General features: G+C 44.5%; 26 protein-coding genes. 16 read left to right on the forward strand and 10 right to left on the reverse strand.

The genetic code is table 11. The features are described 5' to 3' along the window. Positions 1-64: 64 nt before the first annotated feature. From csdA to OH461_RS00090, 4 genes are all read right to left on the reverse strand, one after another. Entirely contained in the window at positions 65-1,276 is a 1,212-nt protein-coding gene (gene csdA, locus OH461_RS00075) for a cysteine desulfurase CsdA (RefSeq protein ID WP_270018647.1), read from the reverse strand. After that, a complete protein-coding gene (locus OH461_RS00080) occupies positions 1,276-1,875 on the reverse strand; it encodes a DJ-1 family glyoxalase III (RefSeq protein ID WP_270018648.1) in 600 nt (199 codons plus the stop codon). The genes csdA and OH461_RS00080 overlap by 1 nt, the downstream gene beginning before the upstream one ends. Positions 1,876-1,880: 5 nt before the next feature. Then, entirely contained in the window at positions 1,881-2,762 is an 882-nt protein-coding gene (gene panE, locus OH461_RS00085; protein ID WP_270018649.1) for a 2-dehydropantoate 2-reductase, read from the reverse strand. Between the two features lie 108 nt (positions 2,763-2,870). Next, positions 2,871-3,743 carry a nucleoside-specific channel-forming Tsx family protein gene (locus tag OH461_RS00090; protein ID WP_270018650.1) on the reverse strand — a complete coding sequence of 291 codons (873 nt, stop codon included), beginning with the start codon at positions 3,741-3,743 and terminating at the stop codon, positions 2,871-2,873. A 340-nt stretch (positions 3,744-4,083) separates the two neighbouring features. On the opposite strand from OH461_RS00090, the gene OH461_RS00095 reads away from it, so the two are divergent. Genes OH461_RS00095 through OH461_RS00105 form a run of 3 tightly spaced genes read left to right on the forward strand, consistent with a single transcriptional unit; the run spans position 4,084 to position 5,953 of the window. After that, on the forward strand, positions 4,084-4,656 hold the full coding sequence (locus OH461_RS00095) for an LON peptidase substrate-binding domain-containing protein (protein WP_270018651.1): 573 nt from the start codon (positions 4,084-4,086) through the stop codon (positions 4,654-4,656). Between the two features lie 56 nt (positions 4,657-4,712). After that, entirely contained in the window at positions 4,713-5,297 is a 585-nt protein-coding gene (locus OH461_RS00100) for an RNA polymerase sigma factor (RefSeq protein ID WP_270018652.1), read from the forward strand. Next, positions 5,294-5,953 carry a ChrR family anti-sigma-E factor gene (locus tag OH461_RS00105; protein ID WP_270018653.1) on the forward strand — a complete coding sequence of 220 codons (660 nt, stop codon included), beginning with the start codon at positions 5,294-5,296 and terminating at the stop codon, positions 5,951-5,953. The genes OH461_RS00100 and OH461_RS00105 overlap by 4 nt, the downstream gene beginning before the upstream one ends. Positions 5,954-6,005: 52 nt before the next feature. Here the strand turns inward: OH461_RS00105 and OH461_RS00110 are convergent, their stop codons facing one another. The 4 genes from OH461_RS00110 to OH461_RS00125 all read right to left on the reverse strand — a co-directional run bounded on the left by OH461_RS00110 (position 6,006) and on the right by OH461_RS00125 (position 9,771). Continuing rightward, positions 6,006-7,358, reverse strand: a complete 1,353-nt coding sequence (locus tag OH461_RS00110) for an AmpG family muropeptide MFS transporter (protein ID WP_270018654.1) — start codon at positions 7,356-7,358, stop codon at positions 6,006-6,008. 110 nt (positions 7,359-7,468) lie between these two features. Continuing rightward, complete coding sequence (locus OH461_RS00115; protein WP_270018655.1) at positions 7,469-8,014, reverse strand: peptidylprolyl isomerase; 546 nt, start codon at positions 8,012-8,014, stop codon at positions 7,469-7,471. After that, entirely contained in the window at positions 8,014-8,583 is a 570-nt protein-coding gene (locus OH461_RS00120; protein WP_270018656.1) for a YajG family lipoprotein, read from the reverse strand. Before OH461_RS00120 ends, OH461_RS00115 begins: the two co-directional genes overlap by 1 nt. A gap of 57 nt (positions 8,584-8,640) precedes the next feature. After that, positions 8,641-9,771, reverse strand: coding sequence for a methyltransferase (locus tag OH461_RS00125; RefSeq protein WP_270018657.1), 1,131 nt, complete (start codon positions 9,769-9,771; stop codon positions 8,641-8,643). A gap of 178 nt (positions 9,772-9,949) precedes the next feature. On the opposite strand from OH461_RS00125, the gene OH461_RS00130 reads away from it, so the two are divergent. The 9 genes from OH461_RS00130 (at position 9,950) to nqrM (ending at position 17,939) form a co-directional block, all read left to right on the forward strand. Continuing rightward, positions 9,950-10,255, forward strand: a complete 306-nt coding sequence (locus OH461_RS00130; protein ID WP_270018658.1) for a BolA family protein — start codon at positions 9,950-9,952, stop codon at positions 10,253-10,255. A gap of 432 nt (positions 10,256-10,687) precedes the next feature. Then, on the forward strand, positions 10,688-12,028 hold the full coding sequence (locus OH461_RS00135; RefSeq protein WP_270018659.1) for a Na(+)-translocating NADH-quinone reductase subunit A: 1,341 nt from the start codon (positions 10,688-10,690) through the stop codon (positions 12,026-12,028). A gap of 5 nt (positions 12,029-12,033) precedes the next feature. Beyond that, complete coding sequence (locus OH461_RS00140) at positions 12,034-13,278, forward strand: NADH:ubiquinone reductase (Na(+)-transporting) subunit B (RefSeq protein WP_270018660.1); 1,245 nt, start codon at positions 12,034-12,036, stop codon at positions 13,276-13,278. After that, positions 13,268-14,038 carry a Na(+)-translocating NADH-quinone reductase subunit C gene (locus OH461_RS00145; protein ID WP_270018661.1) on the forward strand — a complete coding sequence of 257 codons (771 nt, stop codon included), beginning with the start codon at positions 13,268-13,270 and terminating at the stop codon, positions 14,036-14,038. Before OH461_RS00140 ends, OH461_RS00145 begins: the two co-directional genes overlap by 11 nt. After that, complete coding sequence (locus OH461_RS00150; RefSeq protein WP_270018662.1) at positions 14,038-14,670, forward strand: NADH:ubiquinone reductase (Na(+)-transporting) subunit D; 633 nt, start codon at positions 14,038-14,040, stop codon at positions 14,668-14,670. The genes OH461_RS00145 and OH461_RS00150 overlap by 1 nt, the downstream gene beginning before the upstream one ends. A gap of 7 nt (positions 14,671-14,677) precedes the next feature. Continuing rightward, complete coding sequence (nqrE, locus tag OH461_RS00155) at positions 14,678-15,274, forward strand: NADH:ubiquinone reductase (Na(+)-transporting) subunit E (RefSeq protein WP_004744903.1); 597 nt, start codon at positions 14,678-14,680, stop codon at positions 15,272-15,274. Positions 15,275-15,309: 35 nt separating this feature from the next. Continuing rightward, entirely contained in the window at positions 15,310-16,533 is a 1,224-nt protein-coding gene (nqrF, locus tag OH461_RS00160) for an NADH:ubiquinone reductase (Na(+)-transporting) subunit F (RefSeq protein ID WP_270018663.1), read from the forward strand. A 146-nt stretch (positions 16,534-16,679) separates the two neighbouring features. Next, positions 16,680-17,684: an FAD:protein FMN transferase gene (locus OH461_RS00165; protein WP_270018664.1), complete on the forward strand. Its 1,005-nt coding sequence runs from the start codon at positions 16,680-16,682 to the stop codon at positions 17,682-17,684. Positions 17,685-17,705: 21 nt separating this feature from the next. Continuing rightward, complete coding sequence (nqrM, locus tag OH461_RS00170; RefSeq protein ID WP_260261195.1) at positions 17,706-17,939, forward strand: (Na+)-NQR maturation NqrM; 234 nt, start codon at positions 17,706-17,708, stop codon at positions 17,937-17,939. A gap of 69 nt (positions 17,940-18,008) precedes the next feature. On the opposite strand, the gene OH461_RS00175 is transcribed toward nqrM, so the two are convergent. After that, positions 18,009-19,223 carry a diguanylate cyclase gene (locus OH461_RS00175; RefSeq protein ID WP_270018665.1) on the reverse strand — a complete coding sequence of 405 codons (1,215 nt, stop codon included), beginning with the start codon at positions 19,221-19,223 and terminating at the stop codon, positions 18,009-18,011. A 225-nt stretch (positions 19,224-19,448) separates the two neighbouring features. Between OH461_RS00175 and dinB the strand changes: the two genes are divergently transcribed. After that, positions 19,449-20,513, forward strand: coding sequence for a DNA polymerase IV (gene dinB, locus OH461_RS00180; protein WP_270018666.1), 1,065 nt, complete (start codon positions 19,449-19,451; stop codon positions 20,511-20,513). Here dinB and OH461_RS00185 read toward each other — a convergent pair. Continuing rightward, a complete protein-coding gene (locus OH461_RS00185; RefSeq protein ID WP_270018667.1) occupies positions 20,510-22,435 on the reverse strand; it encodes a RecQ family ATP-dependent DNA helicase in 1,926 nt (641 codons plus the stop codon). The genes dinB and OH461_RS00185 overlap by 4 nt on opposite strands. Positions 22,436-22,573: 138 nt before the next feature. Between OH461_RS00185 and OH461_RS00190 the strand changes: the two genes are divergently transcribed. The 3 genes from OH461_RS00190 to OH461_RS00200 all read left to right on the forward strand — a co-directional run bounded on the left by OH461_RS00190 (position 22,574) and on the right by OH461_RS00200 (position 25,456). Continuing rightward, on the forward strand, positions 22,574-23,053 hold the full coding sequence (locus tag OH461_RS00190; protein ID WP_270019824.1) for a GreA/GreB family elongation factor: 480 nt from the start codon (positions 22,574-22,576) through the stop codon (positions 23,051-23,053). A 63-nt stretch (positions 23,054-23,116) separates the two neighbouring features. Further along, positions 23,117-23,860, forward strand: coding sequence for a YggN family protein (locus OH461_RS00195; RefSeq protein WP_270018668.1), 744 nt, complete (start codon positions 23,117-23,119; stop codon positions 23,858-23,860). A 231-nt stretch (positions 23,861-24,091) separates the two neighbouring features. Further along, on the forward strand, positions 24,092-25,456 hold the full coding sequence (locus OH461_RS00200) for a sodium-dependent transporter (RefSeq protein ID WP_270018669.1): 1,365 nt from the start codon (positions 24,092-24,094) through the stop codon (positions 25,454-25,456). Positions 25,457-25,524: the final 68 nt, after the last annotated feature.

The raw sequence follows: 25,524 nt of genomic DNA on the forward strand, positions 1-25,524 counted from the left end.
CGTTAAAATAAAAGAGCCTCACTTGTGAGGCTCTTTTTGTATCTGAAGCTTTAAAGGCCTTAATCTAAAGCATATCTAGGGCTTTCTCTATCGCAGAGATAACTCGCTCAACATCTTGCTGATTATTATAGATAGCGTAAGAGATGCGAATCGTGCCTTTGATATTAAGGGCATCCATTAGTGGGTGAGCGCAATGATGGCCAGCTCGTACAGCGATTCCCTGTTGATCGAGTAGGGTTGCGACATCTTGATGATGAACACCATCAACGGTAAATGACAGTACCGAAGCATGAGGTTGGTAGCCGACTACTTTAATCTCAGGATATTGGCTTAGTGCTTGATAGGTTTGGGTCACTAGATTGTGAATATGGCTTTCGATTTGCTGCTGCTCAAATGCTTGATACCACTCTATTGCCTTAGCAAGTGCGATTGCACCAGCAACATTTGGTGTACCCGCTTCAAATTTACCCGGTAGTTCACTATAGGTTGTGCCTGAGAAGGAGACCTTTTCAACCATTTTCCCGCCGCCGTGCCATGGAGGCATAGCTTCTAGGAGGGCTAGCTTGCCATACAGTACGCCAATGCCCGCTGGAGCGAAAATTTTATGGCCGGAAAATACCAAGAAGTCAGCATTAAGCGTTTGCACGTCGATAGCTTCATGCACGATGCCTTGCGCAGCATCGATGATGACGACCGCCTGCTGAGCATGGGCTATTTCGATGGCTTGCTCAATTGGTTGGCGGGTGCCAGTGACATTAGTGGTATGAGCAAGCGCGACAATCTTACAACGCTCGGTACATAGCTGGCGAAAAGCGTCCATATCTAACTGGCAATCAGCCGTCATCGGGATTTTCACCACTTTAGCACCGGTCTGCTCTGCGACGATCTGCCAAGGTACGATATTGGCGTGATGTTCCATCTCACCAATTAAAATTTCATCGCCCGCTTGTAGTGTTTTTCGAGCGTAGGTTTGAGCAATCAGATTTATAGCTTCGGTAGCGCCACGAGTCCAAATGATCTCTTTATCGCTTGCAGCGTTAATAAACTTAGCTATATCCGAGCGAGCTGCTTCGAACTGGCTGGTGGCATGAGCGGTTAAGCTATGGCTACCACGATGAACATTGGCATTTTGGGCACTGTAATATTGGCTGATCGCATCGATCACCACTTGTGGCTTTTGTGTGGTTGCAGCGCTATCTAAATAAATCAAAGGCTGATTGTTCACGCTTTGCTGCAGTGCTGGAAATTGCGCGCGAATACCTGCGATATCCAACATTAGGCTTCACCCATCTTGTGATATTGCAAAGTAGGGATGGTGACCATTGGTTCTGCGACAGTCCAAGCGTGTTCTTTACCTGAAAGGCGAATAATGATTTCCATCGCGAACTCAAGTGCTGTGCCAGGGCCTTGGCTGGTTATCAAGTTATGAGTTACGTCTAGAGTAACGCGCTTAACACGCCAGTTTTGTTCGGCAATGTGATCTTGGAAACTTGGATGGCAAGTCATTAACGCATTCGGATAAAGTTTATGGTGAGCAAGAACCAAAGCAGGTGCTGCGCAAATAGCGGCAACCAGCTTACCTTCATACATTTGCTGGCGAAGGATCTCAATCAGTACTGTGCTATCACGAAAGACTTCAGAACCGCCAACGCCACCTGGAAGAATAACCGCATCAAACTCATCATCGGCAACATCAACCAAACGGCAATCAGCGGTAAGGGTTACACCTCGAGAGGCTTTCATGGTTAATTGGCCAGAGAAGTCAGCGCTAGCAACCACGGCTTCGTATCCTGCACGAACCATCATATCGATGATGGTGACAGCTTCCATTTCTTCGCTACCCGTCGCGATAGGGATTAGTACTTTTTTACTCATAAGGGTTACCAGCTTTGTTCGATTTGTTTAATTGAATTGTAGAGCGATTGATTAAAGGAAACATCAATTTGATGATGCTGTGCTCTAGCAATTAAGTATCCAGTAATGAAATCTATCTCACTCATTCTCTGATGCGCAATGTCCTGCTGCATGGAAGAGTAGTTAGCGCTAGTGGCTTCAATAACATGTTGGACAGTGTTGGTTAGTGTCTGTTTGTTTACTTCTATGGCTTCAGCTTTCATTACCTCAACCACTTCAGCAATGATGTTTTGCAGTTCATGTTTATATGTCGGTTGAGCTAACTCGCCATTATTGATGTTGTTGATGGCTGTAAGAGGGTTAATCGCGCAGTTGATAGCGAGTTTGTTCCACAATGCTTGTTGGATATTGCTATGCCATTCGACCGTTGCCAGCGCATTGTTGAGTACATCAACGATAAACTCACATTGTTGACCCAATGAGTTCGCTGCGCCAATTTGTGTGTTGCCTTCACCTGTATGGAGCACTTGTTGCGGGGTTGGCCGATACGCTCCATGAGTGGTTGTCGCAAGCAGTAACGGGTTGTTAGGCAGTAATGCTGATACTTGGTCTGCGGTGCCCATGCCATTGTGCATTAGAACGATAATGGCATCGGAATGGATGTGTTCGACTAAACCTTGTAGAGCAGAAACGACAAATGGCGCTTTTAAAGTCACTAAAACTACATCGCTATCATTGAGGGATTGGCAATGATTATTTGGCAATGTTACGGGTGGATTGCTGTCGCACTGAATAGTGAGCTGATTATCGGTTTGACGACTCCACAAGTTTACTTTGTGGCCCGCTTGGTAAAGATGAGTTGCCCAAAGTGAACCAATTGCACCAGGGCCAACGATGGCAAAATTCATGGTATGAAATCAAATTGAGACGAATGCCAAGAGGATAATGTCATACCAGAGGAAAGCAAATAAAAATGGCACCTTTCGGTGCCATTTTAGGGGGAACTGTCAAGTCTATTAGAACTTGTAAGTTGCTGCGATGTAGTGCGCTACGCCAGAAGTCTTGCCAGCAATACCACCATCAGCTAGGCCGTATACATCGCTGTAAAGTTTCAGACCGTAACCAAGAGCAAATTGGTCATTGTGCCAGTAAATACCGTTGTACATTGCACCGCCGTTTGAAGAGTTCAGTGGAGTACCTGCAATGTCAGTCTTCTCGATACCAAATTCGTAATCTAGGTAACCTTGGTATGTGATGAACGAACCGTTTTCAAAGAAGTAGAAAGGCTTAAACCAGTTTAATGATACTTGGTAACCATTAAAGTCTTTAGCGTTCATGTCATATTTTGCATACGCATTAACACCAACTTTACCGAACCATGGAACCATTACATCTGAACCAATACCAGTGTAGATGTTGTATGTTGGCTTGTCTGCTTTACGGATATTACCGTCGCCATCAACCATCGGCTGGCCGTTGCTGTCTAAGTAAGTGTACTCACCACCACCGTTGATCACGATTTGGTTTGCAAAGTACAGTTCTTGAACTGGACCGAACGATAGGTCTTTACCCGTTAGGCCATCTAGAGACATGCGAGGGTTAATTTTTGCGAAGATACGGTCAGAACCGCTCTTATCACTACCATCGCTGTTTAATACGTTGAAGAAATCGATGTAGCCGTAAAGATCAAAAATACCCGAACGACCGCCAAATTCCATTTCAATGTAGTCGTGAGATGATTCGCCAGGAAGCTCATCAAATGCACCCATGATGTTAAATTGGAACCATTTGTAGTCATTTTTGTGAGTATCGCCATCTGTATAGTCAGCAGCCATCGCAGGTGCAGACATTGCAGCTACAACACCAAGAGCTAAAAGTGATTTACGCATAAGTGGAACTCTCTAGTTGGTATGAAAAAGGTTGTTTATTTACTGTTTGCACTTGCTAGGTCGTGCTTGTTTCTGATCGGAGTAATATCGATATATTTCGCAAATAAAAGTGTCGTGTTATGAAAAGTTCATATTATTTAGAGATGCGGGTCACACTTAATGACAAAATACTTACTAAGAATATCTGTTTCACCAATTTGCACGAAAAATGAAACAGAAATCGATTACGCAAGCGCTTGCGTGTTTTTTTATGTCGATCTCCTAATCAACACAAAAAGTGAATGATCGTAGAGAGGATTGGTTTCGTAAAGAAAGGAAACAGCAATTACGGGAGTCAAACATGGACGACATTATGCTATTTCCTCTCAGTTCCGTGGTGCTTCCTGAAGGCAAAATGAGGCTGAGGATTTTCGAACCTCGCTATAAGCGATTGGTGACACAAGCGCTCAAGCAAGATGGTACTTTTGGTATCTGTTTGCTCGAAAAGCAAAAGCAGTCGGGTGCCAGCGGATTATCTCGGATTGGTTCTCAAGTTAGAATCGTCGATTTTGAAACGTTAGAAGATGGTTTGCTCGGGATTACCGTGGTCGGTGAAAAGCGATTCAGTGTTCAATCAGTTCGAATTGAGTACGATGGTTTACGTATCGCCCAAATCGCTTGGCTCCCAAGTTGGCAAATGCAAGATTTATCCTCTGAGCAGCAATATCTCGCACTACAATTACAGAGAGTGTATATAAAGTTTCCTCAAATAAAGACGCTTTATGACCAATGCTTTTTTGAGGATGCTAGTTGGGTTTCTCAGCGATGGCTTGAGCTATTACCTTTGCCCAAGCAACAGTTCGACTATTTGGCAAGGCAGAGTGACTGCCAAGAGGCGCTGAGATTTTTAACCACAGCGATAGAACCAGAGTGATCGATTGATGACAACTTTCGTACGAATGAGTTATCGGATCTGCAAGGATGTTCAAAATGACGTTTCAACAAACCAGTACATTTGGCCGAGAAGACTGGTCGCGATGTATGGACAAGGTGAAAGCACAAGACCGACAGGCCTTTGCGTTAGTATTTAGTCACTTTTCTCCTCGTTTAAAGCAATTTGCTTTAAAGCATGTTGGGAATGAGCAAGTAGCGTTGGAGATCGTGCAAGACACTTTAGCCACGGTGTGGCAAAAAAGCGCGTTATTTAATGGAGCGAAAAGTTCTCTGTCTACGTGGATCTATACAATAGCCAGAAACCTTTGTTTTGATCTTCTGAGAAAACAGAAAGGTAGAGACGCATATTTACTCTCGGAGGATATTTGGCCGAGCGATTTTTTGCCTCCCGACTTAGTTGATCATTACGCGCCCGAGCATGAGATGCTCAAAGAGCAGGTCGTAAAGTTTTTAGACATTTTGCCTGATGCTCAAAAGAAAGTGGTGCAAGCAGTCTACTTAGAAGAGTTGCCACATCAACAGGTAGCAGACATGTTTGATATTCCACTAGGCACGGTGAAGTCTCGCTTGAGACTGGCTGTTGAACGTTTAAGACACACTATCGAAGCGGAGCAATTATGAGTTACCAACCAAAGCAAGAAATGCTGCAAGCTTACGTTGCGGGTGAGCTCGATGCAGCAAACAGTTTCGCCATTGCCGCGCATTTGGAGTTGTCCAGTTCTAGTCGTGAACATGTGATGCATCTAGAGCGTTTGGCAGGGCTTGATTTGCAAAACCAAATCGTTGAGCAAGATTTTGATTTTGGCGATATGTTCGATCAGATTGTTGCTCTTGATCCTCAGCAGGACATCACTGTTAAAGAGCCTAAGTCAGCATCGGTTGAAGTCAATGGCAGGACATTTCAGCTTCCACGGTCGATGAGCCGTATCGCTTCCCAGATTGGTGATTGGCGCAGTTACGGCGGAAAAGTGTTTAGCGCTAATATCGATTTAGGCGAAGAGGCGAAGGTGAATCTACTTTATATTGCTGAAGACGTTTCTATTCCTCAACACACTCACAAAGGGCTTGAAACAACCTTAGTTCTTCATGGTAATTTTAGTGATGAAGAAGGCGAGTACCACCAAGGCGATTTTGTGGTGAAAGATGCCTCTGACAAGCATAGCCCGCAGACCAGTATGGACGATTGTCTATGTCTAACAGTTTTAACTGAACCAATGCTGTTCACCCAAGGCGTAGCGAGACTGTTTAATATGTTTGGCAAAGGGATGTATCCTTAAAGCCATGTTCTCCAAATAAACGAAAGGGTCGCTTTTGCGACCCTTTTTACGGTTAATCTTTTCTATTACGTGCTTTTTCTAATATGTCATTAAAGTAGTGACGTAGAGAGTAAAGCATGATCAGACTCGGGATGACCATCAATGCTGTCAGTATAAAGAACAGCGACCAATCATTGAGCAAGTCAACCAAACCGCCACTGAAAGAAGCAAGCGTCGTCCTACCTAAGTTACCGAGTGATGCAAGCAGTGCATATTGAGTCGCGGAGAACGCTTGTCCCGTTACTACCGTTAAGAATGAAACAAAGGCGACGGTAGAGAAAGCAGAAGTAAAGTTATCGACAACTAAGGTAGCAAGAAACAGGTTTTCATTTGGTCCTACATTCGCCATCCAAGCGAACATTAAATTACTCGCCGCCATCGCTGTACCACCAATCATTAAGCCGCGAACAATACCAAATTTCACATTAACCATACTGCCTAGCAGGGTAAAGAGGATGGTTAAGCCCCAGCCAATCAATTTGGAATAATAGCCAATTTGTTCGTTTGAAAAGCCGATCTCTTTGTAGAAGGTAATCGACATGCGACCAAGAAAAGCTTCTCCAATTTTGAAGAGAAATACAAACATCAACAAGGTAATCGCCACACGGAACCCATTACGACGGAAGAAGTCGATGAATGGCTCTAATACCGTCACACTCAGCCACGCGAAGATTGGGTTGCCGACATATTCGCTATGACGTTTTTCAGCTTCAGTTTGTAGCTGTTCTCGCTTGGTAGTGGGCTCGCGGGTGATAAGCGTAAACATCAACAGCACACCGACAATCGCTGCCATCCCATAATAAACGCCATTCCAGCCAATTTGATCGGCGTTGATGAACGCTAAATAGCCCGGTACCGAGTAACCTGTCCACCAACCAATCACGGCCATTGCTGAGGCTTGTGGTAGCTTTGATGCTTCAGATTTAGGGAAAGTGTCAATCCGGTAAGCGTCGATAGCGATATCTTGCGTAGCGGAAGAGATCGCTATACACAATGCGAGCATAGACGTGAGCATTAAGTTGTTTGCTGGGTCAACTCCAGCAATGAGCAACGTACACACCAACACAATTGATTGACAGAAAAAGATCCAGCTGCGGCGTTGTCCTAATGCTGAATGTAGAAAAGGCAGTTTTACGCGGTCAACCAAAGGTGCCCAAAGGAAGTTAATCGCATAAACAGCAAATACACTACCAAAGTAGCCAATGGCGGTACGAGTTAAGCCGGCATCTTTAAGCCAGCCAGACATGTTCGAGCCAATCAAAACCCAAGGAAAACCACTTGAGCAGCCCAGCATAAACACCCACATAAGGCGTCGGTCGAGGTAGCTGCGGAATGTGTCGTACCATGACATGGAAGCGTTGGCCATTGTGTTCCCTTGAATTGATAGGTTTGAGAGGCTTAAGGTAGATAAGTTAGGTTGAAAATAAAAGGCTCTCACTTAAAAGTAAGAGCCCAATTCACGCAATCACATTCAACTTACTTAATGAGAGTTGCTTTAGTGATGATAATAGCTTCGACGGGAACGTCACGGTAACGACCAACGGTATGAGTTGGTTTGCGAGCCATCTCTTGTACCACTTCGAAACCTTGAGTGACTTTACCAAATACCGCATAACCTGGTGGACGTGAGTCGTAGTTTAAAAAATCATTATCAACTAGGTTAATGAAGAACTGACGAGTCGCAGAGTTTGGATCGTTAGTACGAGCCATTGCGATAGTTGCCGTATCATTTTTTAAGCCGTTGTGAGCTTCATTTTTAATAGGCGCGTTCGTCTTTGCACGATTCATGTCTTTGTCAAAACCACCGCCTTGGGCCATAAAGCCAGGAATTACGCGGTGGAATTGAGTGCCGACATAGCTGCCATCTTCAACGTATTTGATGAAGTTAGCGACAGATACAGGCGCTTTCTCTTCATTGAGTTCGATAGTGAAATTACCGATATTGGTTTCAACTTCCACTTTTGGCCCCGCGAAAGCGAGTTGACTAAATAGTGCAAAGCTTGCGACAAGGTACTTCCACATTAGAAGCGCTCCTGCATGTAGCTTTGTAGTTCACGGTCAGAGGCAACTTCACGAAGCACAAGGTTTGCCACATCGTTCAGTACTAGCTCGATCTCTTCGTTTGACGCGCTTAGTGCGCCATTACGTTGCGCTGTACCTGTGTAAGTCTTAACTAGCTTACCTTTTGGTGTTTCCGCTGTAATTTCAATGACTAGTTTGGCATCCATTTGGTTTTCCATAACTGAATGCTTTACGGATACTAGTGCTTCTTGAACTTCAACATCAATGGTGTTTTCGCTGTTTAGTGCGCTGCGGAAACCTTGTGATTGGAACTGTTCCAGTAGCGCGTTCTCTAAAGCAATGCGAACATTCTGTTTAGAGTGGATAGGTTCGATATTTGCGCGGCCAGTATCAACCAATGCAACGTATTGTGCAGAGCGAACATCTTTACTCGTTAGGGAAAATGTACTGCCGTTAACGATATTACTGTTACTCAGCTCAGCGCGTGGCATGAAATTGAGTTGTTCTTGCTGAGGCGCAGAACAAGCAGTAAGTAGTGCCATTGACGCGGCTAGAACCAGTTTTCTCATTGTCATTTCCTTTTCTATTAATGCTGAGAAGTCAAAATCTAATTGGATAATAGTGGACTATTTAGTGGCTTGTAAAATAACAAATTTCTTATTTGCATCAACAACCTTCACCTGTGACTTCCCAAAAAGTCTTGCTAACTTCACATCGTAGCCGAGGTGACGGTTACCGATAACTAATAATTGTCCACCAGTGCTAAGAACATGCTTTGCATCACAGAACATCTGCCATGCGATATGATCTGTGATGGCTTGCTGCTGGTGGAATGGAGGATTACAAACCACCAAGTCCGTCTCGTTTGCAGCGAAACCATCTAAGCAATTGTTAGCGACGCAGTGAAAATCGACATCTTGACCTACATTATCGAGCAAGTTTTGTTTTGCAGATGCCACGGCCATGTGGCTTTCATCGACACTGGTCAGTGATATTTGTGGGTTTAGCTGCGCCAATTTGACCGATAGCACGCCATTACCACAACCTAAATCAATCGCCTTAAATGCCTCTGCTCGCTGTGGCAGACGTTTTAGGATAAATCGAGCGCCTTGATCCAACGTCTCGCCAGAGTAAACGTTTGGTAAGTTTTTCAACTGAATTGGATGTTCATCAACTTGCCAAGTAGTGAATGGTTCAACCTCTGATATTTGTGCAGAGTTGGCGTAACTAAACACTAAACGATGTTTTTTCCATGCTAGTGAGGTCGATGTTTCACCAAGATGCTTTTCAAACAATTTAAGTGTCGATGAATGGATCTCTTTGGCTTTATTGACGGCAATAACGGGCACGTTAGTCGGTAGTACTTTACGTAACTGGTTCAACTGCCACGTAAGAAAACGGTTATTACGTGGAATTTGCATTAGCACAAGGTCTATGTTCACCGGGAGCGAGTCTAAACTTGTGACAAAATCCACTTTATTACACTGATTGCGTTGTAGATTTTGTAATGTGGCTTTTTGTGCAATGAAGGAGTCGCTAAGCATGGTGACTTGGTGTTGATGTGAAAACCAACAACTTAATGCACCAAAATTATCATTGAGCAGCAAGATGTTTTGTTGCTCGGGCAATGCCATCTCTTCTACATGATTGATTAAGTATTCGTCACCGGCGTCCCAAGCTTGCAGCGTTTCATTACTTCTCTTGGGGAAGCGAAATAGGGTTAGGGTTCTGTCGTGCAGGGTAAGCTCAGTTTTCATATATGGAACGTTCGGTATTAACAGTTTGAGAAATTGTCGCAGATGATGAGTGAAGTGAAAACTAAAACCTTTTGATTTACGTATCTTCAGACTATGATGCAAACATAATAATTAGGGCAATGCTCAATATGCCTATCAGTAATAATCAGTCATACTATTCATGGGAGTGGTGAAGCACATGCTAGAAGAAGTGATTCAAACTAAACTCCATCAAGAGTTAGCCCCTCAGCACCTTGATGTTATCAATGAAAGCTACATGCACAATGTCGCGCCAGGCTCAGAAAGCCATTTTAAAGTTATCGTAGTGAGTGAAGCCTTTGAAGGCTTGAGGCTCATCGCTCGCCATCGACGAGTGAACCAAGCGCTCGCACAAGAATTAGCGAATCATATTCATGCCTTGGCCATTCATACTTACACTCCAAATGAGTGGCGAGAAATGCAAAAAGCGCCGGACAGCCCCATGTGCTTAGGTGGTGGAAAATAAAGGCATCAAAAGGGCAGCTTTCGCTGCTCTTTTTTATTTTGCTACTCTATAACTATTAACAACGTAGAAACATAAGAGTGAATGCGTCTAAATAAAAGTAATTGTTTCATTATGTTAATTGTTAATATTGGTGCAAGGGTTTTATTGACCGCTATGGGTGTGCGATGGCTCAAAGTTATGACTATTCCTTAGCCTTTTAAACTCAATTCCTCGCAAATATTCGCTCTATACCTCTGATTGGTCATGGCATCACATTCTAAAAAGATGCTAAACTATTGCACCTGATAAATCTCGCTTATTTTTTGTGACGAGAGTTTTAATAGGATGTTGCGATTTTGGTGGTTAAATTTGCACCAAAACCGGACACTAATGTCGTGTCTTAAAGTTACGCAATCAAAGAATCTTTTTCCCGATAAAGTAGTGCAAGTGCGTATGATTACAATAAAGAAGGGTCTGGATCTTCCTATCGCAGGAGCTCCTACCCAGGTGATTAATGATGGTAAGACCATCAAAAAAGTCGCCTTGCTTGGCGAAGAGTACGTTGGCATGCGTCCTACCATGCATGTCCGCGTAGGTGACGAAGTGAAAAAAGCGCAAGTTCTTTTTGAAGATAAAAAGAACCCAGGCGTGAAGTTTACTTCGCCAGTTAGCGGTAAAGTGATCGAAGTTAACCGTGGCGCTAAACGTGTCCTTCAATCTGTTGTGATTGAAGTGGCAGGTGAAGAGCAGGTAACGTTCGATAAGTTTGAAGCAGATAAATTAGTGGGTCTAGATCGTGAAACGATCAAATCTCAACTGGTTGAATCTGGTCTTTGGACTGCTTTACGTACTCGTCCGTTCAGCAAGGTTCCAGCTATTGCATCTTCTACACAGGCTATTTTTGTGACTGCAATGGATACTAATCCACTAGCAGCTCAGCCTGAGTTGATCATCAACGAGCAAGAAGAAGCATTTGTCGCTGGTCTAGACATTCTTTCAGCCCTCACGGAAGGTAAGGTTTACGTTTGTAAATCTGGCTCAAGTCTACCTCGTTCCGCTCAATCTAATGTAGAAGAGCACGTTTTCGATGGCCCACACCCAGCAGGTCTTGCGGGTACCCACATGCATTTCCTATACCCTGTAAATGCAAACAATGTGGCTTGGAGCATCAACTATCAAGACGTTATCGCTTTCGGTCAGTTGTTCCTTACTGGTGAACTTTGCGTTGATCGCGTTATTTCACTAGCAGGTCCTGTTGTGAATGACCCACGTCTAGTTCGTACTATCATTGGTGCAAACCTTGACGAGCTAACGGATAGTGAACTAATGCCTGGTGACGTTCGTGTGATTTCTGGCTCAGTACTAACTGGTACTCATGCTACAGGTCCTCACGCTTACCTAGGTCGCTACCATCAGCAAGTGTCTGTATTACGCGAAGGCTATGAGAAGGAACTGTTTGGCTGGGCAATGCCTGGTAAAAACAAGTTCTCTGTGACTCGCTCTTTCCTTGGTCACTTATTCAAAGGTCAGTTGTTCAACATGACAACCACGACCAATGGTAGTGAACGCTCAATGGTTCCAATCGGTAGCTACGAACGTGTGTTGCCATTAGACATGGAACCTACACTGCTACTTCGCGATCTATGTGCAGGCGATACCGACAGTGCAGCAGCACTGGGTGCGCTAGAACTAGATGAAGAAGATCTAGCATTGTGTACCTATGTATGTCCGGGTAAATACGAGTACGGTATGTTACTTCGTGAATGCCTAGATACGATTGAGAAAGAAGGGTAATTCTCATGGGCTTAAAAAAGTTTCTTGAAGATATCGAGCATCACTTTGAGCCGGGTGGCAAACACGAGAAGTGGTTTGCCCTGTACGAAGCTGTAGCGACAGTTTTCTACACGCCGGGTCTAGTGACTAAGAAAAGCTCGCACGTTCGTGATAGCGTTGATTTAAAACGTATCATGATCATGGTTTGGTTTGCGGTATTCCCAGCAATGTTTTGGGGTATGTACAACGCAGGTGGCCAAGCTATCGCAGCGCTAAATTACCTTTACCAAGGTGATGCGCTAACTGACATTATCGCAGGTAACTGGCACTACTGGTTAACCGAAATGCTGGGTGGCTCTTTAGCGGCCGATGCAGGTATCGGTAGCAAGATGTTGCTAGGTGCGACTTACTTCCTACCTATCTACGCGACAGTATTCCTTGTCGGTGGTTTCTGGGAAGTTCTGTTTTGTATGGTGCGTAAGCACGAAGTTAACGAAGGCTTCTTTGTTACTTCGATCCTGTTTGCACTGATCGTTCCACCAACACTTCCTCTATGGCAAGCGGCACTAGGTATTACCTTTGGTGTTGTTGTAGCTAAAGAAATCTTTGGTGGTACTGGTCGTAACTTCCTTAACCCAGCTCTAGCTGGCCGTGCTTTCCTATTCTTCGCTTACCCTGCTCAAATCTCGGGTGACGTAGTATGGACTGCGGCTGATGGCTTCTCTGGTGCAACAGCACTGAGCCAATGGGCACAAGGTGGCGCAGCAGGTCTTCATAACGCAGTGACTAATCAAACCATCTCTTGGCTAGACGCATTCATCGGTAACATCCCTGGTTCTATCGGTGAAGTATCAACGCTAGCGCTTATGATCGGTGCAGCGATGATCGTTTACATGCGAATCGCTTCATGGCGCATCATTGCGGGTGTAATGATCGGTATGATTGCAACAGCAACGCTGTTCAACGTTATCGGTTCTGACACTAACCCAATGTTCGACATGCCATGGCACTGGCACCTAGTTCTAGGTGGTTTTGCATTCGGTATGTTCTTTATGGCGACAGACCCTGTATCAGCTTCATTTACTAACAAAGGTAAATGGTGGTACGGCGCGCTAATCGGCGTGATGTGTGTACTAATCCGTGTAGTTAACCCAGCGTACCCAGAAGGTATGATGCTGGCGATTCTATTCGCGAACCTATTCGCACCTCTGTTCGACCATGTTGTGATCGAGAAGAACATCAAGCGGAGACTAGCACGCTATGGCAAGTAATAACGACAGCATTAAAAAGACGCTGGGTGTTGTTGTCGGGTTGAGCCTTGTATGTTCAATCATTGTATCAACAGCAGCAGTTGGTTTGCGTGAAAAGCAGCAAGACAATGCGGTTCTAGACAAGCAAACTAAGATCCTTGAAGTTGCAGGTATCGAGCTTGCGGGCAAAGATGTAAAGAAAGAGTTCAAGGAAAATATTGAACCTCGTCTAGTTGACTTCAAAACGGGTGATTTTATTGAAGGCGACGCTGCATCTTATGATCAGCGTAAAGCGGCAAAAGATCCTTCGCTATCAACTAAATTAAGCGCAGAAGAAGATAAAGCTAAGATTCTACGTCGTGCAAAAACAGGTATTGTTTACCTAGTGAAAGATGGCGATGCAGTGTCTAAAGTTATTCTACCTGTTCACGGTAACGGCCTTTGGTCAATGATGTACGCATTCGTTGCGGTTGAAACTGACGGTAACACTGTTGCTGGTATCACTTACTACGAACAGGGTGAAACTCCTGGACTTGGTGGTGAAGTTGAAAACCCAACTTGGCGCGCTCAGTTTGTTGGTAAGAAGCTATTTGATGAGCAACACAAGCCTGCAATTAAGATTGTAAAAGGCGGTGCTCCAGAAGGTTCTATCCACGGTGTTGATGGCCTATCAGGTGCGACACTGACTGCGAACGGTGTTCAAGGTACATTTGACTTCTGGTTAGGTGACATGGGCTTTGGTCCATTCCTAACAAAAGTACGTGACGGAGGTCTTAACTAATGTCTAGTGCAAAAGATGTTAAAAAGAGTCTTCTAGCGCCAGTATTGGATAACAACCCAATCGCGCTACAAGTTCTTGGTGTGTGTTCTGCTCTTGCGGTAACCACCAAGCTTGAAACTGCATTCGTAATGACACTAGCGGTTATTTTCGTAACTGCACTGTCTAACTTTTCAGTTTCTCTAATTCGTAACCACATTCCTAACAGTGTACGTATCATCGTTCAAATGGCGATCATTGCATCACTTGTAATCGTGGTTGACCAAGTATTGAAAGCTTACCTATACGATATCTCTAAGCAGCTATCTGTATTCGTTGGTCTAATCATTACTAACTGTATCGTAATGGGGCGTGCGGAAGCCTTCGCTATGAAGTCTGAGCCACTTCCATCACTTATCGATGGTATTGGTAACGGTCTAGGTTACGGTTTCGTTCTTATCACTGTTGGTTTCTTCCGTGAACTGTTTGGCTCAGGCAAATTGTTCGGTATGGAAGTTCTACCTCTAGTGAGCAATGGTGGTTGGTATCAGCCTAACGGTATGATGCTTCTTGCACCATCTGCATTCTTCCTAATCGGTTTCCTTATTTGGGCAATCCGTATTCTGAAACCAGAGCAAGTAGAAGCGAAGGAGTAAGGACGACATGGAACATTACATTAGCTTGCTAGTTAAATCGATTTTCATCGAGAACTTAGCACTATCGTTCTTCTTAGGTATGTGTACTTTCCTTGCGGTATCTAAGAAAGTTAAGACTTCTTTCGGTCTTGGCGTAGCTGTTGTTTTCGTACTGACTGTTGCAGTACCAGTGAACAACCTACTATACAACCTAGTTCTTAAAGAGAATGCGTTACTTGAAGGCGTGGATCTAAGCTTCCTAAACTTCATTACCTTTATCGGTGTAATCGCAGCTCTAGTACAGATTCTAGAAATGATCTTAGACCGTTTCTTCCCACCTCTGTACAACGCACTGGGCATCTTCCTACCGCTGATCACAGTAAACTGTGCAATCTTCGGTGGCGTATCCTTCATGGTACAGCGTGACTACAACTTTGCTGAGTCTGTAGTGTACGGCTTCGGCTCAGGTGTGGGCTGGATGCTGGCTATCGTTGCTCTTGCAGGTATCCGTGAGAAGATGAAGTACTCTGATGTACCTCCTGGTCTACGTGGCCTAGGTATCACGTTCATCACTGTAGGTCTTATGGCGTTAGGCTTTATGTCTTTCTCTGGTGTTCAACTGTAAGTCGGGTAAACCGCACAATTTATAAGGAATAGTCAATGGACATTATTCTTGGTGTAGTGATGTTTACTCTGATCATCCTAGCTCTAGTTTTAGTGATTCTTTTCGCTAAATCTAAGCTGGTACCAACAGGTGACATTACAATTTCTGTGAACGATAACCCTGAGTTGGCGATCGTTACACAACCGGGCAGTAAGCTTCTGGGTGCTCTAGCTGGTGCTGGCGTGTTCGTATCTTCTGCTTGTGGTGGCGGTGGCTCATGTGGTCAGTGTCGCGTAAAAGTTAAATCAGGCGGTGGCGATATTCTACCAACTGAGCTTGACCATATTACTAAAGGTGAAGCTCGTGAAGGTGAACGTCTAGCGTGTCAGGTAGCAATGAAAACTGACATGGACATCGAACTTCCTGAAGAGATCTTCGGCGTTAAGAAGTGGGAATGTTCAGTTATCTCTAACGATAACAAAGCAACATTCATCAAAGAGCTTAAGCTACAAATTCCAGATGGCGAATCAGTACCTTTCCGTGCTGGTGGTTACATCCAGATTGAAGCGCCTGCTCACCACGTGAAATACGCTGACTTCGATGTACCAGAAGAGTACCGCGAAGATTGGGACAAATTTAACCTGTTCCGTTATGAGTCTGTAGTAAACGAAGAAACTATCCGCGCTTACTCAATGGCTAACTACCCAGAAGAAGAAGGTATTATTATGCTGAACGTGCGTATCGCTACGCCGCCGCCTAATAATCCAGACGTACCGCCAGGTATCATGTCTTCGTTCATCTGGTCTCTTAAAGAAGGCGACAAGTGTACTATTTCTGGTCCATTTGGTGAGTTCTTCGCGAAAGACACAGATAATGAAATGGTATTCGTTGGTGGTGGTGCGGGTATGGCGCCAATGCGTTCGCATATCTTCGACCAACTTAAGCGTCTTAACTCAACTCGTAAGATGTCTTTCTGGTACGGTGCGCGTTCTAAGCGAGAAATGTTCTACGTAGAAGACTTCGATGGCCTACAAGCTGAGAATGATAACTTCGTATGGCACTGTGCACTGTCAGATCCTATGCCAGAAGATAACTGGGATGGTTACACTGGCTTCATCCACAACGTATTGTACGAAAACTACCTGAAGGATCACGAAGCGCCTGAAGATTGTGAGTACTACATGTGTGGTCCACCGATGATGAACGCAGCTGTTATCGGCATGCTGAAAGATCTTGGTGTAGAGGATGAGAACATCCTACTTGATGACTTTGGCGGTTAATCCCCAATAAATCATTGATATACAATGGCTGGCTCAGTAGCCAGCCATTATTTTTCTTAGTGATACTCAGTAAATCAATAGAGTAAATTGCCTGGATATAGCGGGTTATTTGCTCTGTTTATTTTCTAACAATAGGAGTCTAACAAGTGAAAAAGTGGCTTGTTGCTTTAGCTTCTCTATTGGTTTTAGCGGGTTGCGAGAAACCCGTTGAACAAGTGCATTTAAGTGGTCCTACTATGGGTACGGGCTACAACGTTAAATATATTCAAGCGGAAGGCGTGCCGACTGCGGAGCAGATTCAACAAGGCGTTGATCGTCTGCTAGAGCAAGTGAACGATCAAATGTCGACCTACCGACCTAAGTCTGAGCTTAGCCGTTTTAACCAGTATCAAGGCAGTGAGCCATTCACAGTTTCAGAGCAAACAGCCACCGTTGTGAAAGAAGCGATTCGTTTAAACGGTCTAACTAAAGGTGCGTTAGATGTAACGGTAGGACCATTGGTGAACCTTTGGGGCTTTGGGCCTGAAGCTCGTCCTGAAGTCGTTCCAAGTGATGCAGAGCTTGCAGAGCGCAAAGCGAACATTGGTATTTCTCATCTAAGTGTTGAAGGTAACAAGCTCAGCAAAGATATCCCGCACTTATATGTCGATCTCTCAACTATCGCAAAAGGTTGGGGCGTTGATGTGGTTGCCGACTATATTGAGTCTCAAGGCATTCACAACTACATGGTAGAGATTGGTGGTGAAATTCGCTTAAAAGGTCTTAACCGCGAGGGCGTGAAATGGCGCATCGCGATTGAGAAGCCGACGGTCAATGAACGTAATGTTCAAGAAATCATCGAACCGGGTGATATGGCGATCGCTACTTCGGGTGACTACCGCAACTATTTCGAGCGTGACGGCGTGCGTTACTCTCACATTATCAATCCTGAAACAGGCAAACCGATTAACCACAAAGTGGTGTCGGTAACTGTTTTGGATAAATCGTCTATGACAGCTGATGGCCTAGCGACTGGTTTAATGGTGCTGGGTGAAGAAGTCGGCATGGACGTAGCAAATAAACATCATATCCCTGTGCTTATGATTGTAAAAACCACAGACGGATTTAAAGAACTGGCATCGGAAGCATATAAGCCATTCTTAAATAAATAACTTATAAGTGAGCATGTCATTATGAATACTTTTCTAATTACATTCGGTGTCTTTCTAGCGGTGATTACAGCGATGGCTGTTGGTTACATCTTTCAGAAGAAAGTGGTTAAAGGTAGCTGTGGTGGCCTAGATGCAGTAGGCATTGATAAAGTGTGTAACTGCCCAGAGCCATGTGATGCACGTAAGAAGCGTGAAGCACGTGAAGCCGCCCGCGCTGAAAAATTAGCCGCTTGGGAAAAAGATCGAATTGCTTAAGTGAGCAAATGAGACAATTGAAAAAGCCGACCTATGGTCGGCTTTTTGTTGCTTGTTAGCGAGAGTTATTTAGCGACAAATCAGCATGTTTCGGCCGTGTTCTTTGGCTAAATAGAGCCTGTCATCGGCAAGTTTGATTTGCGAATCTAGGGTATCTTGAGCGCTAGCGACACCAATACTGATGGTTATTTTGATTTGCGTATCGTTGTAATGAATCGGGGTACTTTCCACACGTTGACGCATTTTCTCTAAACGGGTAGCAAAATCAGCAAACGGGCCGCAGGCTTGAATGCAGAACTCTTCACCACCAAATCGCGCCACGACATCCTCTGGGAAATAGATCTTTAAGATATTGGCTAAGGTCACCAATGCTGCATCACCGCCATCATGGCCATAGGTGTCATTGACCTTTTTAAAGTGATCAATGTCGAGCATAGCGATATTTCGCTTGTCACAGCCTCCACAAGCCTGATTAAATAAGAATCGACGGTTCCATAAACCAGTTAGAGAATCTTGGTTTGCCATGCGATACAGTTCGTTATTGGCCTCTTTCATATCCAACACTTGATGTACACGGCAGTAGAACTCTTCTTGGTTAAAGGGTTTATAGAGAAAATCATTAGCGCCAGCCTTCAAGAAGCGAGCTGTAAGGGAGTGATCATCGCTGCCTGAAACCCCTAACACCGCAAGACTGTTCTTATCCCAACTTTGGCGGATCTCTTGGATCATGCTAATCCCGTCTTTTTCAGGCATATCATGATCGGTGATCGCGAAAGTAATATCGGGATCTTGCTGTAATATTGCGATAGCCTCAGCGCCATTTTCAGCTTGAACCGTTTGAATATATTGATGCTCTAATAACTGCACCACATGGTTGCGCACGGTTGCGGAATCATCAACAACCAAGCACTTATGCTTGTGGTTGTTGGTTAATCGTTTAATAAGAGGAAGAAGATAAGAGACAGAGGCCATGCTGTCTTTAAGCAGGTAATCGACGACACCTTTCGCCAACATACTCTCGCGCAGATCATCTTGAAACATAGCGGTGAGCACGATGACTTTGTGCTGTGCTTTCAATACCAGCTCTATAATTTCCCCGTCTTGACCATCGGGTAGGCAATAATCAAGCACCGCACAGAGCAGGTCAGGCTGGTGGGCGAGTATCACTTTTGCTTGGGCGATATTTTCGGCAGATAACACTTCATAGCCTGCTTGGCTTAAGAGCTGCTCGAGATAATTTCTAAATGCACGACTGTCTTCAACGACTAAGACTTTGTTCTTCACACCGCATCCCTACTACTTAATTGGTTCCTAGTTCAAGTCACATCTTATTTAGATATTCTAATACTTTCGAGTTAACTTGATGTTTCTTGAGTGTAAACATAATAGAACTTATTGATTATTTACACTATGAGGAAATCCACAGAATGAGTGCTGTTAAATTGATTTCTATTCTTTAGTGTTATTTATTATACTGTGTTTTTAGACAGTGTTTAATCGAGTTCAGGTATGTCGGAGCGCCAACGTAAAATCATTCATGTTGATATGGACTGTTTTTATGCCGCAGTAGAAATGCGTGATAACCCAGAATACCGGGGGCGACCTTTGGCTGTCGGTGGCCACGAAAAGCAGCGTGGTGTGCTGAGTACTTGTAACTATGAGGCTCGTAAGTTCGGAATTCGCAGTGCTATGCCGACAGCAAGAGCATTAAAACTGTGTCCGCAACTCTTGGTCGTTCCGGGGCGTATGCAGGTCTATAAGGAGGTGTCTAAGCAGATTCGCGCGATCTTTGAACGTTACACCATGATCATTGAGCCACTCTCCCTCGACGAAGCTTACCTCGATGTGACAGATGCGACCGCTCATCGCGGGTCTGCGACTTTGATTGCCGAGGCGATTCGGCGTGATATATGGCAAGAGCTTAATTTAACGGCTTCAGCTGGAGTGGCGCCAATCAAATTCTTAGCCAAAGTCGCCTCTGATATGAATAAGCCGAATGGGCAATATGTCATCCCTCCAGAACAGGTTCAGCAAGAGATTGATAAGCTGCCATTAGAAAAAATCCCCGGCGTTGGAAAGGTCAGTTTAGAGAAACTGCACCAAGCGGGTTTTTACGTGTGTGAAGATATTAAGAACAGCGATTATCGAGAGTTGCTATTGCGGTTTGGCCGTCAGGGTGAATCGTTGTGGAAACGCAGCCATGGTATTGATGAGCGCGAAGTGGAAGTCGAACGAGAGCGAAAATCCGTTGGTGTAGAAAGAACCTTTACGCAAAACATTTCGACTTACGATGAATGCTGGCAAGTGATCGAACAGAAATTATTTCCAGAGCTTGATGTCCGTTTGGCTAAAGCGAGACCAGACAAGGCCATCATCAAGCAGGGGATTAAGCTTAAATTTGCCGACTTTCAACTTACCACCATCGAGCATATCCATCCTCAACTCGAGCTAGAAGACTTTAAGCAGTTGTTACGTGATATTTTAAAGCGCCAAAATGGCCGAGAGATCCGCCTGCTGGGGTTAAACGTAATGCTTAAGCCAGAAGACGAATCAAAGCAGCTCAGTTTCTTCTAAGCCGCAGGTTCGTTGGTGATGAGCTCGACGTGTTTGAGCACTTGGCTAAATGAGATATGACTTAACGCACCGAACCCAGCCATTTTACTGGCTTTTAACTGAGTCAGTTTTGGAGTGGCGATACCACATAAGAATCGAGTCAGTAATGGGTTAGAGATAACCCCGTTTGACGGTTTTCGCAGAGGTTCAATCCATTCTTTCACTTGGCTCTCTTCAATTGAATTATATTGAAGCGGCGCAAAATGGGCTGCTTGGCCGCGGCAAACCGAGCAGTGACCACATAGCAGAGGTGCATTGTGATCGGCAAAGTAGTGGGCAAGCTGCTGGCTGATACAACTTTCAGCTTGGAATAATTGCAGCATGTGATGAATACGCTGAATGTCTTTTTGTTCTTTTTGCTCAAATAACTGAGCGAGTTGATGCACTACAGCCTCAACGGGATTAGAGCTGTTGAGCACTTGGTAAACATCCGTCAATTGCTTGGATTCCAACTCAATCCATCCTTGTTGGTCAAAGTAGTCTAATGCAGCGACTACGCGGCCTCGTTCAGCTCGGTAGTCCATCCACAATGCTTCGAAATCAATTTGGCACCACACTCTTGCTTTCGTCATGGATTGGAAAATGGCTTCAATAAAGTGTTTTCGTTCCCCTGAGAATTGTTCGATTATTTGCTGCTGAGACATCACAAACTTAAAGCGATAGTCGGCAAAGAAACTGTATTTTGCTTCAATCTCTTGGGCTAACTCTAAATAGACCAAAAGAGTTTTTAACGGCAGCTGACGAATATTACTTTCTTTAGACAAGCGAGTCGTGATCACTTGCCATTCTGGCGCATTGCTACGTAACTGTTCGATGACAGTTTGAATGGAGCTCGGTTCTGGCGTGTCACCATAAACAAAATTTTCCAGCACAGTTAAGCCCGAAAGGTTGCCTAACACAATGCAGTGAGACAATTGCCCGTCGCGACCAGCTCGGCCTATCTCTTGTGCGTAGTTCTCTACTGATTTAGGTAAATCAAAGTGAATCACACGGCGAATATCCGCCTTATCAACCCCCATTCCAAACGCTATCGTTGCAACCACACAATCGACACTGCCTTGCATAAATCGGTTTTGGATTTGCTCGCGAAGATCATGGCCCATTCCGGCATGGTAGGCTTGTGCATTAATCCCTTGTTGGTGTAGCGCACTTGCGACTAGCTCGGCAGTCTGTTGTTGAGTGACGTAGACAATGGTCGGTAAGTTTGGTGTAGGCAATAGGAGTTGCTCAAGTTGCGCGAGCTTGTTGTGCTCTTCACAAGGAATAACCGAAATATCGAGGTTAGAACGATAAAAACCAGTAATCGTGACATGCTGAGGCGCAATGGCGAACTTGTTTTGCATGTCTTCAATCACGGCGGGTGTCGCTGTGGCAGTCAGCAGTAGCACTTGGGGGATGTTTAATTCTTGTTGGTAGTTGGGTAACTTGAGGTAATCTGGGCGGAAGTTATGTCCCCATTCAGAAATACAGTGCGCTTCATCCACTACTAATAATGAGATCGGCACTTGGCGAATAAACTGTCGAAAGCGTTCGTTCTTCAGTCTCTCAACGGAAATCATCAATACTTTGATTTGGCCATTTTTTACTTCGGCCATGATGCGTTGTGCGTCTTCACGAGATTGGCTGCTATCAATGGATGCTGCTGGAATGCCTTTGCTGGCAAGAAACTCCAGTTGATCTTTCATCAACGCAAGCAGCGGTGAAATAACCAGAGTTAAATTAGGCAGCAACGTGGCAGGTAGCTGGTAACAAAGCGACTTTCCCGAACCAGTTGGGAAAATTGCAGCACTTGAGTGACCGGCCATCACGTTTTCAATCACAGTTTGTTGGCCACTTCTTAACTGTTCAAAGCCAAATGTTTTCTGCAGAGTTTGCTGAATCACAGAGTTTGTCCTTTTTGTTCGCCCAACACTATTCTACCGGAACTATTTGGTGGCGTATGGTGGAATTTTCTCGATAGTTCGAGAGCCATTTCATGCTAATCTTGTGCTTGTCTATCTTTACTCTATTTGGTTATGAACATTAATAAATCGCAGTTAGTTGCGCTTATCGTGCAGGCATTAAAAGCCAAGTTACAAGTCGCTCACTCGTCAACGCAGCGAGCGATTGATGCAGCAACCGATGAGGAGACTGTCCCTGAGCACAAATACGATACGTTAGCTTTAGAGGCCGCCTACTTAGCCCATGGTCAGGCAATGCGTGTACAAGAGTGTGAGCAGCAGCTAAGCCAATTTCGCACCATGCCAATTATTGATAAACAAGGTTTACCCGTTTCCATCGGATGTTATGTGGAAGTGGAAGATGAGAATGAACAGCTGAAGCGGTTTTTTATTGCGCCGAATAGTGGTGGTTTATGTGTTGATTACAATGGCGTGGATGTGTTTTTGCTTACCCCTGAGTCTCCTATGGGGAAAGCGATGATGGGTAAGCAACAAGAAGATGAGATAGAGCTTGAAATCGCAGGCAAGCGAACCGAGTATTATTTGGTGACAGTTTGCTAACATATATTGGCTAAACTGATGGTATATTAACGTTTAATCACAGCGCGTATTAAAGAGTTCAAAATGAAAAAAGTAATGGCCTTATCTCTTCTGTTGGTCAGTGTTGGTAGCCAAGCGGCTCAGTGTCGAATCGACATTAAGAACCAAGTTCGACTAGACGGGCAGAATATTGAAATTGCACAGGAAAACGGTCATAAAGCCGTCGTCAATAGTGATAACTCGCTTACTATTCATGGTGAAAAAATCGAACTGAATGACGATCAGCAAGCCGCGATTGAAGCGTATCGTGAGCAGATGAATGATTACCTACCAAGAGCGAAAAAAGTCGCTGATGATAGCTTAGCGTTAGCAAATGATATCATTGATGACCTCGCACAAAGCCTAGATGCACCCGGCTCATTTGATAACGTGAAAACCGCGCTTAAAGAGTTTTATGCGGATGTGGAATCACGTTACTACAAAGATGGTGACTTAGTGTTACCCGCGCAGAGCTTGTCTGAAATGACGTCTTCGTGGTCGGAAGATTTTCAAAAAGCGAAAGAGTTGTTTAATACCGAGTTTCTAAGTGATGCGATGGGCGTTTTGTCGGAAAAGATGAAAAAAGATGGCGGCCTGAACCTTACGGAGCTGTCTGACTCTATGTACGAGTTGAAGGCTAAGATTGAACAGCGTATGGCAGAGCATGCTAAAAAGGCAGAGCAACAGGCGCAAGATTTCTGTGAATCTCTGGATGATATGGCAGAGCAAGAACAGCAACTAATGGAAAAAATTCCTGAGTTGAAAGATTACCAAGTTTTCACTATCTAGCCTTAAGGGGTTAAACGAAGAGCGCCAATAGGCGCTTTTTTTATATCAGCTGATTATGTGCAAAGAGAATGTCACCAGAATCGATTGGTTATGATGTGTAATGTCTATTTTACGAACAGTTAAATAGATATAAACATACATTTGCCGAATAATTGGCTAATTGATCTTGCAATTGCAGATGTTTATTTATAACGTACTAGTCAACTAGTTCATTGGTATCGTGTGAGTAGTATGACACAGCAAGCAACATCACAACCTCGCGAGCATTTTGGCTCTCGTTTAGGCTTTGTTCTCGCCGCAGCAGGCGCGGCAGTCGGCTTAGGTAATATTTGGGGCTTCCCAACACAAGCGGCCAGTAACGGTGGCGGCGCATTCCTTTTGGTTTACTTAGTAATGATCTTAATCGTTGCTTTCCCTATGCTGGTGGTTGAAATGGCCATTGGTCGTTATGGCCAAGCTAACCCAGTTGATAGCATGCGCTCACTAACCAGCAACCCGAAAGGTAAAATTGTGGGTGGCTTAGTTGGCTGGATTGGCTTAAGTGTGCCAAGTGCCGTGTTGGCTTTTTACAGTATCGTCGGTGGCTGGTTAATCTGTTTCTTGCTAGGAGCGATTACCGATGTGTTTGGCCTAGAGGCGGCAACGGCTTGGTTTAAAGGCTTTAGTGTAGAGCGCAATCTATTTGGCACCATCACCTTTTACGTTCTGACTATTTTGATTGTGCAAGGCGGGGTAAAACAGGGGATCGAAAAGTGGTCGACTCGTTTAATGCCAGCATTGTTCGTACTTTTTGGTTTGCTGTTTATCTACATCATGTCGCAATCGGGCGCGATGGAAGGGCTCAAGCACTACCTAGTGCCAGATTTTGAAAAAGTATTCGACCGTAAGTTGATTTTGGCAGCGATGGGGCAAGGTTTCTTCTCTTTGACCATCGGTGGCTGTTCAATGCTGATTTATGGCTCTTACCTAAGTAAGAAAGAAAACTTACCTAAGATGGCCATGAACGTAACCTTAGTTGATACCGCGGTGGCGTTTATCGCTGGCCTAGTGGTAATGCCTGCAATGTTTGTTGCGATGCAAAAGGGTGTACAAATTTATGCAGAAGATGGCTCATTGTTAAGTTCTGACACTCTTGTATTTACAGTTCTGCCATTGATGTTTGATAGCTTAGGCTTGCTTGGTCAGCTATTTGCCATTGTGTTCTTCTTACTTCTAACGATTGCAGCGCTGACGTCATCTATCTCAATGCTTGAGTGTCCGGTTGCTTTGGTAAGCGAGCGCTTTAACACTAAACGCGGTATTACAAGCTGGGTATTGGGCGGCGTGATTGCTCTAGGCAGTGCGGTGATTGTGTTTAACTTTGGTCAGCTATTTGGCTTAGTTGCCACGGTAGCGACTCAATACCTACAGCCAACAGCTGCGTTATTGTTCTGTCTATTTGGTGGCTGGGTGTGGAATCGCAATGCCAAGATTAAAGAGCTAGAACAAGGCTGTCCTGATTTCACCCAAGGTTGGTTTGGTAAGCTGTGGCCGGTTTACGTGAAGTTTGTTTGTCCGATTCTGGTAGCGACCGTTATTTGGGCATCATTCGGCTAAACGAATTAACGATAACTTGCAATGAAAAAGCCCGCGATTAAACTTGCGGGCTTTGCTGTCTTTAACAC

This window comes from Vibrio sp. LaRot3, assembly GCF_027587025.1.
Taxonomy (GTDB): domain Bacteria; phylum Pseudomonadota; class Gammaproteobacteria; order Enterobacterales; family Vibrionaceae; genus Vibrio.